A 16,211-nucleotide genomic window follows, 5' to 3' on the forward strand; every position below is an offset into this window, starting at 1 on the left:
CGCCGCGTGTCGCCGCCCGGGCCGGCCCGGCCGCGCAGGGTGGTCAGGCGCCGGCCGCGGCTGTGCCCGATCCGGCGCAAACGCCCGCCCGGCGCGGCTCAAACATCAGATGGATCCCTGGTTCAGCCCTCAATTCCCCCCAACGAAATTGCGCCGAATTGCGGCCCGTTCGCGTTAAACTGCGCCAAGCTGCATTCAACAAAGACATCTTCGCCACTACGGCATCCACGATACGAGGATAGGTTCGATGCGCACTACCGGCTCATCCGGGGCAATGACCCTGCTCACCGAACACGACCCGACCGACGGTCGCGAACTGCGCTCGCTCCGGCTTGAAGCAACCGGCGACGGCAAGAGCGTGCTGCTGATCGAGATCGACGAACGCAAGCCCGGCATCCATCGCGAAGTCCGCTACGAGATCACGCCGGCCGAACTGATCGCGGCGATCCGCTCGCACGGCGCCGAGCTCCCCGGCGAAAACCACGGCGCCGCGTCGCTCGCCCGCACCTCCTCCTGATTTCGAACGGTGAGCCGCGCGCAACGCGCCGGCTCACCGCGCCCCCTGCCGCCGTCAGGCACTTTGCGTTATTCCCGCCGCTGACTTGAAAAAGGCCGATAATCGGCCCATCTGCGTGCTTTCCGCGCGCACTTCCTTTTCGGCCAGCCGTCATGCTCCTCCGCGACCTCGTCGCCCAATACGGGCCGCTTCTCGTCTTCGCCAACGTGCTCGCGGCGGCCATCGGGCTGCCGGTGCCCGCGATGCCGACGCTCGTGCTGTTCGGCGCGATGTCCGCGATGCATCCGGCGATGATCGGCTCGCAACTGGTCACGGTGGTCGCGCTGTCGGTGCTCGGCGCACTGATCGGCGATACGGTCTGGTACCTCGCCGGCCGGCGCTTCGGCGGCACGACGCTGAAGACGATCTGCCGCCTGTCGCTGTCGCGTGACAGCTGCGTGAAGAAAACCGAACGCTTCTTCGGCCGCTACGGCGTGCGCGTGCTCGCCGTCGCGCGCTTCATTCCGGGGCTGTCGCTCGTGTCGGTGCCGATGGCCGGCGCGTTCGGCACGCGCTATCGCACGTTCGTCGGCTACGACGCACTCGGCGCCGCGCTGTGGACGATCGTCGGGCTGATGGTCGGGCTGATGTTCGCTCGCCAGATCGACTGGCTGTTCGCCGGTGCGGGCCAGCTCGGCCGCGTGGCGCTGCTGGTGGCCGTCGCGGTGCTCGCGGTGTACGCGGCGATCCGCTGGATGCGCCGCCGCGCGCTGATCCGCCAGCTCGCGAGCGCGCGGGTCGGCGTCGACGAGCTCGACGCGATGCTGCGCGATACGTCCGCGCCGGTGGTGCTCGACGTGCGCTCGGCCGAGCACCGCAAGCTCGACCCGTTCACGATTCCCGGTGCGCAGTTCGCGGACGAACGCCAGATCGGCGACATCGTCGCGCGTTATCCGTTCTCGCAGAAGTTCGTGGTGTACTGCTCGTGCCCGAACGAGTTCACGGCCGCGTTGATGGCGAAGCGCCTGCTCGACGCCGGCTTCACCGATGCGCTCGCGCTGCGCGGCGGCCTCGATGCATGGCGCGATACGGGCCGCCAGCTCACGTCGCTCGTGGAAGACATGCCCGCTGCGAACGATCCGGTCGCGGGGCTGCACAAGCCGGCCTGATCGCATCGATCGAAGGCCGGCCGTGCGAGGCGGGGGCGCCTGCGCCCCCTGCGATCAGAACGCGTGCAGCGGCAGGTTCACGACCAGGCGGTACTCGGTGTTCGTCGCGTCCGAGTAGTGTGCCGAGCCTGCGTGCCACATCGCGATGAACGTGACCTTCGTATCCTTCAGCTTGCCGCTCTGGAACGTGTACGACGGGATGAAGCCGAACTCGTGGTGACGGCCCTGCACCGGCGCGCCGTTGCTCCAGTAGATGCTCGACTTGCTCGGGTCGTTCGCCGCGCCCGCGCTGCCGTCCGCCCCCCAGCCCGTCACGCCCCAGACCATCGCCTTGAAGCCCGGCAGCCCCGCTTCCTTGCCGTAGAACGTGTAACGCAGCTGCAGCGACTTTTCGTGCGGCGCGTTGTAGTCGACGTCCATCGAGTTGGTCAGGAAGATGCCGTTCGTTTCGTTCAGGTAGTCGAAGAACTGGTCGCCGAGCACCTGCTGGAAGCCGAGCAGCAGCTCGTGCGGGCCGTGCTGCGCGGCCAGCGACAGGCTGTAGGCGTTGTTGTTGATCTTGCCTTGCAGCGCATCGCCCGTGTCGTGCGTCGAGTAGACGTTGCCGAAGCCCGTCCACTTGATCGTCTGCGGGCTGCCGATGCTGTGCTTCACCGACGCGTAGTACTGGTGCCACACGTCGTCGGCCTGGTTCGCGTACAGCGCGATTTCGCCGTTCGGCGAGTAGTCCCACGTGCCGCCGACGTACGACAGGCGGTTGATGCGCGTGCCGCCGTATTGCGTCGTCAGGTTGGTGAGCGTCGTGTGACCGCGCGCGTCGGTCTTCGTGAAGCTGCCGGCCTCGAGCATCACGTTCTTGAATTCATTGCTGACGAGCGTCGCACCGAGGAACGTCGGCGGCAGCGCACGGTTGTCGTGCTGCTCCATGAACGGGTTGTCGACGGCTTGCAGACCGTACTTGACCACCGTGTTCGAGATGCGCGCCTTCACGTCGTAGATGCCGGGATAGGCCCAGGCGAGCTGGTTGCCGCCACCGCCGCCCTTCGCGATGTGCACCATGCTGCCTGCGCCCTGGCCGCCGTCGAGCTTCAGCGCCGCATACAGCGATGCGTCGAAACCGATACCGATCAGGCCCGTCGTGTAGCCCGACTCGAAGTTCGCCATCGCGCCCTGGACCCACGCGTGGCGATGCGGCCCGCCCTTGGCGTCGAGCACGTCCGCATAGTTGCGGAACAGGAAGTTGAGGTGGCTGTCGGCGATGAAGCCCTTCGACTGCGACTGCGCCGACGGCTCGTCGGGCGGCGTGACGGCCTGGTTCGCTTCGGCGTTGATGATGGCGTTCGGGGTCGTTGCCTGCGCAACGGTCGTGCCCGGTGCGGCCTGCGCGACCGTCTGCGGCGCGGGGGCCGCGTCGTCGGCATGCGCGACGCCCGTCAGCGAGACACCGGCGAGCGCCGGCAGCCCCCAGGCAAGCAGCATTTTCGATGCCGTCCCGATCGTCTTCTGTTTTTTCATCGTCATTCTCGTCTTGTGTTGATATCGTCCACGCCGGTTGCGATCCGCGCCCGGCCCCCCGGCGCGCCCGATCAAGGACGCGCCTGTACCCGCGGCGCGAAGATCGTTCGCGCCGCACCTACCCCTGTTGACCTGCCTTGGTTATGTTTGCTGCGTCACTTCAGCTCACGCCACACCCGCGCGGATGCACGCGACACGCGCGGCCGACCCCTGCCGGACTTCCGGCAGCGGCACGTCCTGCGCGCACGCGTCGATCGCGACCGGGCAGCGCGTGCGGAACGCGCAGCCGGACGGCGGGTTGAGCGGCGAGGGCATCTCGCCCGCCAGCAGCATCGGACGGCGAGCACGCTCGCGCGCCGGCTCCGGCGTCGGCGCCGCGTCGAGCAGCGCCTTCGTGTACGGGTGCTGCGGCACGCCGTACACGTCATGCCGCGTGCCGAACTCCATCACGCGGCCGAGATACATCACGAGCACACGCTGGCTGATGGCCTTCACCACCGCCAGATCGTGTGCGACGAACAGATAGGACAACGACAGTTCGCGTTGAAGGTCGCGCAGCAGGTTCACGATCTGCGCCTGGATCGACACGTCGAGCGCCGAGACGGGTTCGTCGCAGATCACGAGCTTCGGCTCGCCGATCAGCGCACGTGCGATGCCGACGCGCTGGCACTGCCCGCCGGAAAATTCGTGCGGATAACGCAGCAGGTGATGCGCGTTCAGGCCGACGCGTTCGAGCATCGTGACCACGCGGCGGCGCACCTCGGTGCGGCCGAGGCCGGCCTGGTGCGTGACGAGCGGCTCCGCGACGACCTGCTCGATCGTCATGCGCGGATCGAGCGACGCGAGCGGATCCTGGAAGATCATCTGCACTTCGCGCCGCATCGTGGTGCCGCGCAGGTGATCGGGCGCCACGGCTTCGCCGCGCCATTTCACCGTGCCGGCCGTCATCGGCACGAGGCCGATCAGCGCGCGCGCGAGCGTCGACTTCCCGCAGCCCGATTCGCCGACGAGCCCGACCGTCTCGCCGCGCTTCACGTCGAACGACACGCCGTCGACGGCGCGCAGCGTCCCCTTCGGCGACCACGGATAGCCGCCGAGCGGCACGCGGAAATGCACTTTCAGACCCTCGACGGACAGCAGCGTGGCGTCCGTCGCGCCGGCATTCTGGCGTTCATCGACGCTCATCGCAGACCTCCCGTCAGATCGGCCACCGGACGGTGGCACGCGCGCACCGCGCCCACGGCGCCATAGGTTTCGAGCGCGGGGCGCGCCGCGCCGCAGCGTTCTTCCGCATACGTGCAGCGTTTCGCGAACGCACAGCCGGCCGGCGCGGTGCCGGGCATCGGCGGATTGCCGGGAATCGCGACGAGCGGTGCATCGTCCGCGTCGGTCAGGCGCGGCAGCGCGTTGAGCAGGCCGATCGTGTACGGATGCGACGGCGCCGCGAAGATCGATTCGGCCGGCGCGTATTCGACGGTGCGGCCCGCATACATGACCATCACGTCGTCCGCGAGGCCCGCGACCACGCCCATGTCGTGCGTGATCAGCACGATCGCGGTGCCGCGCTCGCGGTTCAGCTCGCGCAGCAGGTCGATGATCTGCGCCTGCACGGTCACGTCGAGCGCGGTGGTCGGCTCGTCGGCGATCAGGATTTCCGGCTCGGACAGCAGCGCCATCGCGATCATCACGCGCTGGCGCATGCCGCCCGAGAACTCGTGCGGATACATGCGGATGCGGCGTGCCGCGTCGGGGATCCGCACCGATTCGAGCGCCTCGATCGCGCGCTTCGTGGCTTCCTTGCGCGACAGCTTGCGATGCAACTGCAGCGTCTCGGTCATCTGCCGCTCGATCGTCAGGAACGGATTGAGCGACGTCATCGGATCCTGGAAGATCATCGCGATCCGGTCGCCGCGTATCTTGTTCAGCGCGCGTGAATCCATCTCGAGGAGGTTGTCGCCGCGATAGCGCGCGGCGCCGGTGGTCGCGCCGTTGCCGGCCAGCAGGCCGAGCATCGCCATCACGGTCTGGCTCTTGCCCGAGCCCGATTCGCCGACGATGCCGAGCGTCTTGCCGGCTTCGAGCGAGAACGACACGCCGCTCACGGCGTCCACCGGCGGCGCGTCCTTGCGCGTGAAGCGCACGCCGAGGTTGTCTACTTCAAGCAGTGCGGCCATCTTTAGCGATCCTTCGGGTCGAGCGCGTCACGCAGGCCATCGCCGACGAAGTTCACGCAGTAAAGCGTCACGCACAGCATGACGGCCGGGGCCAGCAACAGCCACGGCGTCGATTCCAGTTTCTGCGCGCCGTCCTGGATCAGCACGCCCCAGCTCGTCATCGGTTCCTGCACGCCGAGGCCGAGGAACGACAGCACCGATTCGGTCAGCACGATGCCCGGCACCGAGACCGTCGCGTACACGACGACCACGCCGAGCAGGTTCGGCACGATGTGGCGCAGCACGATCGACGCCGGCGACACGCCGATCGCCCGTGCCGCATCGACGAACTCGCGGCTGCGCAGCGACAGCGTCTGGCCGCGCACGACACGCGCCATGTCGATCCACGAGAACGCGCTGATGGTCAGCACGACCAGCATGAACGAGCGGCCGAACAGGGTCATCATCAGGATCGCGATCAGCAGGTACGGGATCGCGTACATCATGTCGACGATGCGCATCATCACGGAGTCGACGCGGCCGCCCGCGAAGCCCGCGGTCGCGCCCCACGCGACGCCGAACAGGCCCGACACGAGCGTGCCGAGCAGGCCGACCTCGATCGACACGCGCCCGCCGATCAGCGTGCGCACCAGCAGGTCGCGGCCGAGTTCGTCGGTGCCGAACCAGTGCTGGTTCGCCCAGGTCGGCGGCAGGCTGATCGAGCCCCAGTCGCTTGCCGAAGGATCGGCCGCGAGCAGCCACGGGCCGACGAAACAGGCGAGCGTGATCAGCGCGAGCAGCACGAGGCTGAACACGGCCGCACGGTTGTGAAGAAAGCGCGCCATCGCAAGCGCGAACGGCGAGCGCGAACGCGGCGGCGAGTCGGTCTGCACGGGCAGGCCGACGACAGGTGTAGTCGGAGTCATCGCTGTGCCTCGCTCAATAACGGATGCGCGGATCGAGCCACGCGTACGCGAGGTCGACCAGCAGGTTGAACAGCACCGCGCAGACGGTCGTCAGCACGACGAGGCCGAGCACCAGTGTGTAGTCGCGGTTGATGGCACCGTTCACGACGAGCTGCCCGAGGCCCGGCAGCGCGAACACCGATTCGGTGACGACGGCCGCGGTGATCGACGTGATGCAGACCGTGCCGAACAGCGACACGACCGGCATCAGCGCGGGCTTCAGCGCATGGCGCAGCACGATCGTCGAGCCCGGCAGGCCCTTCGCGCGTGCGGTGCGGATGTAGTTGCTCGACAGCGTCTCGATCATCGAGCCGCGCATCACGCGCGCAAGCAGCGACATGTTGATGAAGGTCAGCAGCACGATCGGCAGCAGCCGGTACTGCCAGCCGCCGTCACCCCAGCCGCCCGCGGGCAGCCAGCCGTTGCCGGACGACGTCTTCAGCAGGATCGCGAAGATCCACACGAGCACGGGGCCGAGCACGAACGGCGGGATGACGTTGCCGAAGTTGCCGATCAGCATCACGAAGCGGTCGATGAAGCTGTCGCGGCGCACGGCCGCGACGGTGCCGAGCAGCACGCCGCACACGATCGAAATCGGGATCGACACGCCGCCCACGCCGAGGCTCACGGGCAGCGCCTTCTTCACGAGATCGTTCACCGACCAGTCGACGTAGCGGAACGACGGGCCGAGATCGCCGTGCAGCAGCGCGTTCAGGTACAGCAGGTACTGCTTCCACAGCGGCTCGTCGAGGTGATACTTCGCGTTCAGGTTCGCGAGCGTGGCCGCGGACAGCTGCTTCTCCGTATCGAACGGGCCGCCGGGCGTGAAATGCAGGAGCAGGTAGCAGACGGTGACGACCGCGAGGATCGTCGGCACCGCCCACAACGTGCGCCTCAGTGCGTAGGCCAGCATGATCGCTCCGCTCAGTGCTTGATCAGGTACATGTCCTGCGAAGCACGCATGTCGATCACGTTCTTCAGCGAGTAGCCGCCCACGTACGACTTCACGAGGCGGTCGGCCGAATACTGGAACAGCGGCACCATCGGCGTGTCGTTCAGCGCCGTGTCGTGCGCCTGCGTGAGCAGCGCGGCGCGCGCCTGGTCGTCGAGCTTCTGGTTGCCTTCGTCGACGAGCGTGTCGACCTGCTTGTTGCAGTAGCCGACGGTGTTCTGCGCGCTGCCGCAGCGGATCAGGTCGAAGAAGGTCATCGCGTCGTTGTAGTCGGCGAACCAGCCGTCGCGCGCGATCTGCACCTTGCCGTCATGCCGCTGCTTCATCAGCACCTTGAATTCGACGTTCTCGAGCTTCGTGTTGACGCCGAGCTTCGTGCGCCACTCCGATGCGGTGAACAGCGCGACCTTCTTGTGCAGGTCGTTGGTGTTGTACGTCAACGTGAACGACAGCGGCTTCGCGTCCGAGTAACCGGCCTGCTTGAGCAGGTCCTTCGCGGCCGCGATGCGCTTGGCCATCGGCCACGACGCCCATTCCGGCGTGAACGGTTGCTGCACGCCCTTCGTGCCGCTCGGCATCAGGCCGTACATCGGCTTCTCGCCGGCCTGCGTGAGCTTCGACGTGAGCACGTCGCGATCGATCACCATCGACAGCGCCTGGCGCACGCGCTTGTCCTTCAGCGCCGCGTCGCTGTTGTTCAGGTAGTAGTAGTACGTCGCGAGCTGCAGGCCCTGGCGAAGCTCGCCGCCGAACTGCTTGCTGACCTGCTGGAAGATGCCCGACGGGATCGAGTAGCTGTAGTCGATCTGGCCGGCCTGATACATGCGCATCGCGGTTTCGTCGCTTTCGATCGGCAGGTACGTGACCTTGTTGATCACGACCTTCGGCGCGTTCCAGTACTTCGCGTCCTTCGTCGCGACGATGCGGTTGTTCGGCTGCCAGTCGACGAGCTGGTAGGCGCCGTTGCTGACGATGTTGCCCGGGCGCGTCCATGCATCGCCGAACTTCGCGACGACGTCCTTGTTCACCGGCACGAGGGGCGCCATCGCGGTCAGCTCGGGGAAGAACGCGACGGGCACGTCGGTCGTCACTTCGAGCGTGTACGGATCGACCGCGCGCACGCCGAGCGTCGACGGTGCGGCCTTGCCCGCGATGATGTCCTTCGAATTCTTGATGAACTCGACGAGGATCGTGTATTTCGAGCCCGTCTTCGGATCGACGAGGCGCTGCCACGAATAGACGAAATCGGCGGCCGTCACCGGCTGGCCGTTGCTCCACTTCGCGTCACGGCGAAGCTTGAAGATCCACGTCGTCGGCGACTTGCGCTCCCACGACAGCGCGACACCCGGCACGATCTGGCCGGCGGCATCGATGCGGGCCAGCCCTTCGAACAGGTCGAGGCCGATCGTGTTGCCGGTCCACGACTCGATGTGCGCGGGGTCGAGCGACTCGACTTCGGCGGGCACCTGTCGCGTCAGGTCCTGTTGAGGCGCGAGCGCGACGTTCGACGGAACGGTAACGGCGTGGGCGACAGGCGTCAGGGCGAGCGCGGCCAGCACGGCCGACATGGCATGCAAGGATTTCATCGTGGCAGTCTTGAGAAAGGTTGTTCGGTGAGCGTCGCGCGGCGGATGCCGCGGATTACGCTTGAGACGCTGACGGGTGCAGCGATTGAGGAGGCCCGTGATTCTCGTATTGCATTTTAGTATTCCTTACGTTTCTTTCGACAGGTATTCCGTCTTCGAAACGAAGGAATACCTGTGCGTTAGAACAGCCTCGGTGTACCGACCCAGACCACCACCGACTCGATCTTCGCGGTGTTGACCCAGCTGTGCGGGACCGTCGACTGATAGTGCGAGCTGTCGCCGGCCTGCAGGACGAACGTCTTGCCTTCCAGCGTCAGCGACACTTCCCCTTCAATCACATACAGGAACTCCTCTCCTGCATGTGTCGTCACCTCGGACCGCTTCTGCCCCGGCGGCATCCTCACGAGGATCGCCTCCAGCTGGCGCCCTTCGGATACGTTCGTCAGCCGCGCGAACAGGTTCGCCGAATCGGCAAACCCGAAGAAGCGCAGCTGCTCGCCTCGGCAAACCGAGCGTTCCTCGCTCGGCGTATCCACGAAGTACTGCACCGTCACACCGAGCGCGTGCGCGATACCGGCCAACGATGTCAGCGACGGCGACGCGAGCCCGCGTTCGACTTGAGACAGAAACGGCTTCGAAATCCCCGCGGCGGTAGCGGTGTCGTCGAGCGTGCGCTTGAGTCGTTGGCGCAACGCGCGAATCTTGCTGCCCAGCGCGGCAGCATCTGCAGCCCGCGAGTTTTCAGTGGGGGGAACCATAGCAGGCCGAAAAGTGATCGTCAAAAAATGTTTGATGGAAAATAACTAAGTTAGAACGATATAGCTTAGTCTTCGGGTTCGCCCACGTCTTCGGTGTCAAGCCCGGTGCACTAAACGGGACACGAAGCGAGCGAAACGACGCGCTATCTTGCCAGACTCGCCGGCTTCACAGGCAAGCTGCAAGCGGCTCTCCGGGAATCTTCGGAGGACCTGCACGAAAGCTTACAAATAGATGATGAGACGAATGTTCCTGAAAGCTGCTGCCACATTGGGAGTTTCCCTAGGTGGCAGACACCTGACGCACCGGACCGGCAGCCGTTACCATGCGCGCGCCGGTCGGGGCCCCTCGCCGCCACACCAGGCGGAGTCAGACCCCGGCCCGGGCTAACCGCCCGACTGTTCCATCGCCAGCACGAAGCCTACCCGGCCCCATTGTGCACCGGCGCCAGTTCGACCCCAAAAAGACGACGCGTGATCCGTGCCGTCCGTTTCAAACGAGATTGATGATGCAACCACCCGTTTCACAAACCCGATCGTTCACGACGGTCTTCCTCATCGAAATGTGGGAGCGCTTCGGCTACTACGGCATGGCCGCGCTTCTGGTCCTCTTCATGGTCGACCGGCTCGGTTTCACCGACAGCCATGCGAACCTGACCTGGGGTGCGTTCACCGCACTCGTCTATGCGGCGCCGTCGATCGGCGGCTGGATCGGCGACAAGGTGCTCGGCGCCCGTCGCACGATGATCATCGGCGCGGCCGTGCTGTGCGCCGGCTACCTGATGCTGTCGGTCCCGAACGATCAGCTGACGTACATGTACGCGTCGCTCGGCGTGATCGTCGTCGGCAACGGCCTGTTCAAGGCCAACGCGGCCAACCTCGTGCGCCGCATCTATGAAGGCGACGACGCGCGCATCGACAGCGCGTTCACGATCTACTACATGGCGGTCAACATCGGCTCGACGGTGTCGATGCTCGCGACGCCGTGGATCAAGGATCACTGGGGCTGGCACGCCGCGTTCGCGGTCTGCTGCGGCGGCATGCTGCTCGCGATCCTCAACTTCATGCTGATGCATCGCACGCTCGCGCACGTCGGCTCGCTGCCGGACGACCAGCCGATCCGCTGGAAGCGCCTCGGCGCGGTCGCGCTGGGCGGTGTCGGGCTCGCGCTGATCACGCTGTACGTGCTGCAGCACAAGCAGCTTGCCGTCGCCAGCGTGTGGACGGCAGCGTTCGCGATCCTCGCGATCTTCGCGTACATGATCGCGAAGTCGGAGCGCTCGGAGCGCGCGGGCCTGATCGCGGCGCTCGTGCTGATCGGCCAGGTGATCCTGTTCTTCATCTTCTACGTGCAGATGTCGACGTCGCTGACGCTGTTCGCCCTGCGCAACGTCGATCCGCGCTTCATGCTGTTCGACACGACGCTGTTCACGTGGAGCGCCGCGCAGTTCCAGGCGCTGAACCCGATCTGGATCATGCTGCTGAGCCCGGTGCTCGTATGGGTGTACAACGCCGTCGCGAAGAGCGGCCGCGACCTGCCGGTCGCCGCGAAGTACGCGCTCGGCTTCGGCGCGGTGGCCGCCGGCTATCTGGTGTTCACGATCAGCGGCCGCTACGCGGTCGACGGCCGCGTGTCGTCGTGGTTCATGGTGTGGGGCTACGGCCTCTACTCGCTCGGCGAACTGCTGGTGAGCGGCCTCGGCCTCGCGATGATCGCCCGCTACGTGCCGGCGCGCATGAGCGGCTTCATGATGGGTGCGTACTTCGTCGCGACGGGCGTGTCGCAGTATCTGGGCAGCGTGGTCGCGAACTTCGCGCAGATGCCGTCGCACGAACTGCCGGCCACCGAATCGCTGCCGCTGTACCTGTCGCTGTTCGAGAAGCTCGGCTGGCTCGCCGCGATCGGCATGGTGCTCGCGCTGCTGCTGCTGCCGCTGATGAACCGCCTGTCGCGTCAGCACCAGCGTTGTGCGGAAGAGCGCCGCGAAGAAGCGCCGCAGGCGCAGGGCGTCGCCACCGCGCAGTAAGTAATATCCCTCGGCGTGCGGCGTGCACGCCACATTCTCCCGCCAGGCACGCGAACGCGTCCTACACTGGATGCAGGAAACGCATCCGCTTCGCGAGATGCGCACTGGCGGGAGAAGACGATGAAAAGCAAGGCAACGCGGCTGTTGAGGATACTGTCGGACATCCGGCACGCTCAGCGCTGCACCGCGATACGGGCCGCGCGCGCCGCGGCCGAAGCCGACGCGGTACTCGCGGAACGCGACGATCCGGCGCCCGACGAGCGCGACGACGCCGACTCCGACGACGCCACCTCCGTTCCCCGCTCCCGTATCGGCTCACCTCACTGACGCCGCGCGGCACGCTCCGTGCCGCACGCACTGCGTCCCGCGCCGCTCACGCGGCCGCGCCGCGCCACCGCGCGATCCACGTTCCCGAGCCGGCCACGGCCATCATCAGCCCGAGCGCGCACGCGTCGGCCACGAGGCCGACGCCGACGTGCCGCAGATCCGCGCTGCGCACGACCGGATGCAGCAGCGAATCGATGACGAGCGAGATCGCCGCGCCCGCGACGAAGCAGATCAGCCCGCGCTGGCCCACGGCCACGACGGGCCGCACACCCTGCGCGATCCGCGCGATCCAGCCGAAGCGCACGCAATCGGCCATCAGCCACGCCACGGCCGCGAAGCTCACGACGCGCGGCAGCGCGAGATCGCGCTTGAACACGCCTTCCGGCAGCGGCAGCCCCGAGAACAGCTTGTAGCTCGCGCAGCCGAGCACGACCGCGCACGCGAGCCCGGTCGCGGCGGCCCCCCAGCGCCCGAGCGCGATGCGCCGGTAGAACGGCTGGCAGCGTGCGAGCACGCCGGCGACGAACATCAGCTGCCACGCGAACGGATTGAAACTCCAGCGAAATCCGTCGGTATCGAGCAGCTCGGGGCCGAGCCAGCCTGCCGTCAGCCACGACGCGATACTGAGCGCGACGAGCAGCCACGGATGCCGGCGCGCGAACGGCACGAGCACCGGCGATGCGAGCGCGAACAGCACGTACATCGGCAACACCGACGCGAGATAGGGCTGGCGCTGGAAGGTCAGCAGCTCGGCTGCGCCCGTGAGCGGCGACGCGAGCATCACGCTGACGTCGTCGAGCGCGAGGTTCGGCGCATCGATCCCGTAGTGGTCGAGCACGGCCGACACGACGAGCATCAGCGTCGAGGTCGCGAGAAACGCGCGGTAGATCTGCATCGCGCGGCGCACGAAGCGCTTTTGCGCGGCGCGCGCGCCGTGCCGCTCGGCAATCGCACCATAGGCGCTCGCGGTCGCGAAGCCGCCGAGAAAGACGAAGACCTCGGCCGCATCGCACAGCGCGAACGCGTGCAGCGTGACGCGCGACAGCACGCTCGCGCCGATGTGATCGACGACGATCATCAACAGCACGATGCCGCGGAAGAAATCGACTTCGATCAGGCGGCCGCCGCGCGACGGTGGAAACGTGGCGGCAGGCGGCGGGCTCAACGACATGAGCCCCCCCGCACGACGGCGGTGCGGCACGCACCGGGGAATGGATCGGGGAGAGGAAGGCGAGCGCGATCAGCGGCGATACGCGTATGCCCGCATCGCGCCAACCCGGCCGGCCAGGCACGGAGATGACCGTTCATTGAAAGGCTGCATACGAAGGGAAGTCGGTAAGGCCAGTCTACTGGCCGATCCGGGGAGACCCTAAGTAACAAAGTGCAACCGAATCTTCTGTTCGATTACAGGCGCGAGCCTTGTCGCGCAAGGCAGGCAGCGTCGCCAGACTCGCGCCAGCGCGACGCCAGTTTGCGGTCAGCATCGATGGGTTCGACCGCTGCGGCGCGGTGGTTTTGCGATGCGCGACGCGGCACGCCGCATGCAGCCGCCGCGTTGCGATCGACGTTTATCGGCGCGCGGGCAGGCGCCGCATCAGCATCGCGCTGTGCCACGCAGTGAGCGCGACGGCGACCCAGATCGGCCCGTACGTCGCGAGCTTCGCGATGCTCAGCGTCTCGCCGAGCAGCAGCAGCGACACCGCGACGAGCAGCACGGGTTCGACGTAGCCGAGGATCCCGAACAGCGCCATCGGCAGCATCCGGCTCGCCTTCAGGTAGCTCGCGAGCGCGAGCGTGCTGAGCACGCCGAGGCCCGGCAGCAGCGCGGCCCACAGCACCGCGTGGTCGGCCACCTGCGTCGTGCTCGTCACGACCATCGCGAACGCGATCGGGCACAGCAGCACGATCTCGACCGCGAACGCGGCGAGCGAATCGGCGTTGATCCGCCGGCGCAGCACGAAATACGGCGGATAGCCGAGCGCGACGACGAGCGTCGGCCACGCGAACGCGCGCGTCGCCCACACTTCGTGCGCGACGCCGAGCGCGGCGCACGCGACCGCCGCCCATTGCAGCGGATCGAGCCGTTCGTGATAGTAGAAGCGGCCGACGAGCACCATCGTCAGCGGCAGCAGGAAATAGCCGAGCGACACTTCGAGCATGCGGCCGTGCAGCGGCGCCCACAGGAACAGCCACAACTGCACGCCGAGCAGCGCGGCGCTCACGGGCAGCGCAATCAGCAGGCGCCAGTCGCGCACGCTGCGCCGCAGGAGGTCGACGAGCGCGGGCCAACGGCCGCGCAGCGCGATCAGCGCGAGCGCACCCGGCGCGGTCCACAACACGCGCCACGCAAAGATGTCGAGCCCCGTGAGCGGCGCCAGCAGTTTCGCGTAGGCGGACATCAGCGCGAACAGCGTCGACGCCGCCACCGACAGCACGAGGCCGCGCCCGGCCTCCGGATACCCCGTCATGATCGTTCCGCGCCTCTTATTGCTGCTGGAAGCGCTCGAAGCGTTTCTCGGTCTTGCGTTCCTCGAACGTCACCTCGGTCACGCGCGCGGCCGGCGGCCCGTGACGCAACCACGCGAGCATCCGGTCGATCTGCGCGCCGGGGCCCTGGATCATCGCCTCGACGGTGCCGTCCTCGAGATTCGCGACCCAGCCGCGCAGCTTCAGCGCATGCGCCTCGCGCACCGTCGCGTGACGGAAGCCGACGCCCTGCACGACGCCGCGCACCCGCACGTAGTAGGTCTCGATCCGTTCGTCCAGTTCATTGCGGCTCATCGCGTCGCCCTCCCGTTGCATTCAAGCCCGGCATTGTAGTCGCGTCGGCCGCTTCGCACACGGGCCGGAGCCGCTTCATGCGCGTCACGGCCTGGCGTCGCCGCCCGCGCCGACCACGTACAATCTCGCCGATGCTCAACCGCCGCGCCGCCCGCGCGCGGCCCTGAAGGAAACGCATGACTGATACCTCCCGCGATCTCGTTCTCGTCACCGGCGCATCCGGCTTCGTCGGCTCGGCCGTCGCGCGCATCGCGCAGCAGAAAGGCTATGCGGTGCGCGTGCTCGTGCGCCCGACCAGCCCGCGCACGAACGTGGCGGATCTCGACGCCGAGATCGTCACCGGCGACATGCGCGACGAGGCGTCGATGCGCGCCGCGCTGCGCGGCGTGCGCTACCTGCTGCACGTGGCGGCCGACTACCGGCTGTGGGCGCCCGACCCCGACGAGATCGAGCGCGCGAACCTCGAGGGCGCGGTCGCGACGATGCGCGCGGCGCGCGCGGCAGGCGTCGAGCGGATCGTCTATACGAGCAGCGTCGCGACGCTGAAGGTGACGAGCGCCGGCGATCCGTCCGACGAAAACCGGCCGCTCACGGCCGAGCAGGCGATCGGCGTCTACAAGCGCAGCAAGGTGCTCGCGGAGCGCGCGGTCGAGCGGATGATCGCCGACGAAGGGCTGCCGGCCGTGATCGTCAATCCGTCGACGCCGATCGGCCCGCGCGACGTGAAGCCGACGCCCACCGGCCGCATCATCGTCGAAGCCGCGCTCGGCAAGATTCCCGCGTTCGTCGACACGGGGCTGAACCTCGTGCATGTGGACGACGTCGCGCACGGCCACTTCCTCGCGCTCGAGCGCGGCCGGATCGGCGAGCGCTACATCCTCGGCGGCGAGAACCTGCCGCTGCAGCAGATGCTGGCCGACATCGCGCAGATGACGGGCCGCAAGGCGCCGACGATCGCGCTGCCGCGCTGGCCGCTCTACCCGCTCGCGGTCGGTGCGGAAGCGGTCGCGAAGTTCACGAAGAAGGAGCCGTTCGTCACCGTGGACGGGCTGCGGATGTCGAAGAACAAGATGTATTTCACGTCCGCGAAGGCCGAGCGCGAACTCGGCTACCGGGCGCGCCCGTACCGCGAAGGGCTGCGCGATGCGCTCGACTGGTTCGGCGCCGCGGGCTACCTGAAGTAACACAAAGCGGCGTGCTTCACGCCGCTTTGCGCACTTTGTTACACGTCGCGCGCGGCCCGCTACCGGCGCAGCGGTTAAAATCGCGGGTCTTACGCAGAGAAGACACGCATGAACCTGAACGATCAGATCGCTTCGCTCACCATGGGCGTCGATCAGCTCCTCCACGATCACCACGCCGCGCAGCAGGCGGCCCGCAGCGCGGAAGCCTTCGCGCGCGCCGCGGCAGCCGAGGCCCGGGCCGCGGCCGAGCGTCACGCCACCGCGGAAGCCGAAGCGCAGGCCGCCGCACAACGCCACACGG

At 67.4% G+C, this 16,211-nt stretch carries 15 protein-coding genes and 1 pseudogene; 6 read left to right on the forward strand and 10 right to left on the reverse strand.

The features are described 5' to 3' along the window. The first annotated feature begins 247 nt into the window (after nt 1–247). Nucleotides 248–517 (forward strand): hypothetical protein, encoded by a 270-nt coding sequence (locus G3N96_RS33075; protein WP_039349596.1) that lies wholly within the window; start codon nt 248–250, stop codon nt 515–517. A gap of 152 nt (nt 518–669) precedes the next feature. Next, nucleotides 670–1,665 carry a DedA family protein/thiosulfate sulfurtransferase GlpE gene (locus G3N96_RS33080; RefSeq protein ID WP_206139822.1) on the forward strand — a complete coding sequence of 332 codons (996 nt, stop codon included), beginning with the start codon at nt 670–672 and terminating at the stop codon, nt 1,663–1,665. A 54-nt stretch (nt 1,666–1,719) separates the two neighbouring features. Here the strand turns inward: G3N96_RS33080 and G3N96_RS33085 are convergent, their stop codons facing one another. The 7 genes from G3N96_RS33085 to G3N96_RS33115 form a co-directional block, all read right to left on the reverse strand. Beyond that, the gene (locus tag G3N96_RS33085) at nt 1,720–3,180 is read right to left on the reverse strand and encodes an OprD family porin (RefSeq protein WP_206139823.1); all 1,461 of its coding nucleotides are present in this window, start codon (nt 3,178–3,180) and stop codon (nt 1,720–1,722) included. Between the two features lie 165 nt (nt 3,181–3,345). Continuing rightward, complete coding sequence (locus G3N96_RS33090) at nt 3,346–4,365, reverse strand: oligopeptide/dipeptide ABC transporter ATP-binding protein (protein ID WP_185634260.1); 1,020 nt, start codon at nt 4,363–4,365, stop codon at nt 3,346–3,348. Continuing rightward, on the reverse strand, nt 4,362–5,354 hold the full coding sequence (locus G3N96_RS33095) for an ABC transporter ATP-binding protein (protein WP_124583161.1): 993 nt from the start codon (nt 5,352–5,354) through the stop codon (nt 4,362–4,364). Before G3N96_RS33095 ends, G3N96_RS33090 begins: the two co-directional genes overlap by 4 nt. A 2-nt stretch (nt 5,355–5,356) precedes the next feature. After that, complete coding sequence (locus G3N96_RS33100) at nt 5,357–6,259, reverse strand: ABC transporter permease subunit (protein WP_206139824.1); 903 nt, start codon at nt 6,257–6,259, stop codon at nt 5,357–5,359. Between the two features lie 13 nt (nt 6,260–6,272). Next, nucleotides 6,273–7,211: an ABC transporter permease subunit gene (locus G3N96_RS33105; protein ID WP_089496009.1), complete on the reverse strand. Its 939-nt coding sequence runs from the start codon at nt 7,209–7,211 to the stop codon at nt 6,273–6,275. 11 nt (nt 7,212–7,222) lie between these two features. Then, nucleotides 7,223–8,836 carry a peptide ABC transporter substrate-binding protein gene (locus G3N96_RS33110; RefSeq protein ID WP_206139825.1) on the reverse strand — a complete coding sequence of 538 codons (1,614 nt, stop codon included), beginning with the start codon at nt 8,834–8,836 and terminating at the stop codon, nt 7,223–7,225. Nucleotides 8,837–9,015: 179 nt separating this feature from the next. Next, complete coding sequence (locus G3N96_RS33115; RefSeq protein ID WP_069252724.1) at nt 9,016–9,594, reverse strand: cupin domain-containing protein; 579 nt, start codon at nt 9,592–9,594, stop codon at nt 9,016–9,018. Nucleotides 9,595–10,097: 503 nt separating this feature from the next. Between G3N96_RS33115 and G3N96_RS33120 the strand changes: the two genes are divergently transcribed. Beyond that, nucleotides 10,098–11,618, forward strand: a complete 1,521-nt coding sequence (locus tag G3N96_RS33120) for an oligopeptide:H+ symporter (RefSeq protein WP_089441398.1) — start codon at nt 10,098–10,100, stop codon at nt 11,616–11,618. A gap of 120 nt (nt 11,619–11,738) precedes the next feature. Next, nucleotides 11,739–11,945, forward strand: a complete 207-nt coding sequence (locus tag G3N96_RS33125) for a hypothetical protein (RefSeq protein WP_206139826.1) — start codon at nt 11,739–11,741, stop codon at nt 11,943–11,945. Between the two features lie 46 nt (nt 11,946–11,991). Here the strand turns inward: G3N96_RS33125 and G3N96_RS33130 are convergent, their stop codons facing one another. From G3N96_RS33130 to G3N96_RS33140, 3 genes are all read right to left on the reverse strand, one after another. Further along, nucleotides 11,992–13,116, reverse strand: a complete 1,125-nt coding sequence (locus G3N96_RS33130) for an OpgC domain-containing protein (RefSeq protein WP_206139827.1) — start codon at nt 13,114–13,116, stop codon at nt 11,992–11,994. 397 nt (nt 13,117–13,513) lie between these two features. After that, complete coding sequence (gene rarD / locus G3N96_RS33135) at nt 13,514–14,413, reverse strand: EamA family transporter RarD (RefSeq protein WP_206139828.1); 900 nt, start codon at nt 14,411–14,413, stop codon at nt 13,514–13,516. A gap of 16 nt (nt 14,414–14,429) precedes the next feature. Continuing rightward, nucleotides 14,430–14,726, reverse strand: a complete 297-nt coding sequence (locus G3N96_RS33140) for an acylphosphatase (RefSeq protein ID WP_069253069.1) — start codon at nt 14,724–14,726, stop codon at nt 14,430–14,432. A gap of 176 nt (nt 14,727–14,902) precedes the next feature. Between G3N96_RS33140 and hpnA the strand changes: the two genes are divergently transcribed. Continuing rightward, complete coding sequence (gene hpnA, locus G3N96_RS33145) at nt 14,903–15,910, forward strand: hopanoid-associated sugar epimerase (protein ID WP_124583173.1); 1,008 nt, start codon at nt 14,903–14,905, stop codon at nt 15,908–15,910. Nucleotides 15,911–16,018: 108 nt separating this feature from the next. Continuing rightward, nucleotides 16,019–16,211, forward strand: a pseudogene (locus G3N96_RS33150) (phage tail protein); the annotation flags it as partial.

This window comes from Burkholderia sp. Se-20373 (genome assembly GCF_017104705.1).
GTDB lineage: Bacteria > Pseudomonadota > Gammaproteobacteria > Burkholderiales > Burkholderiaceae > Burkholderia.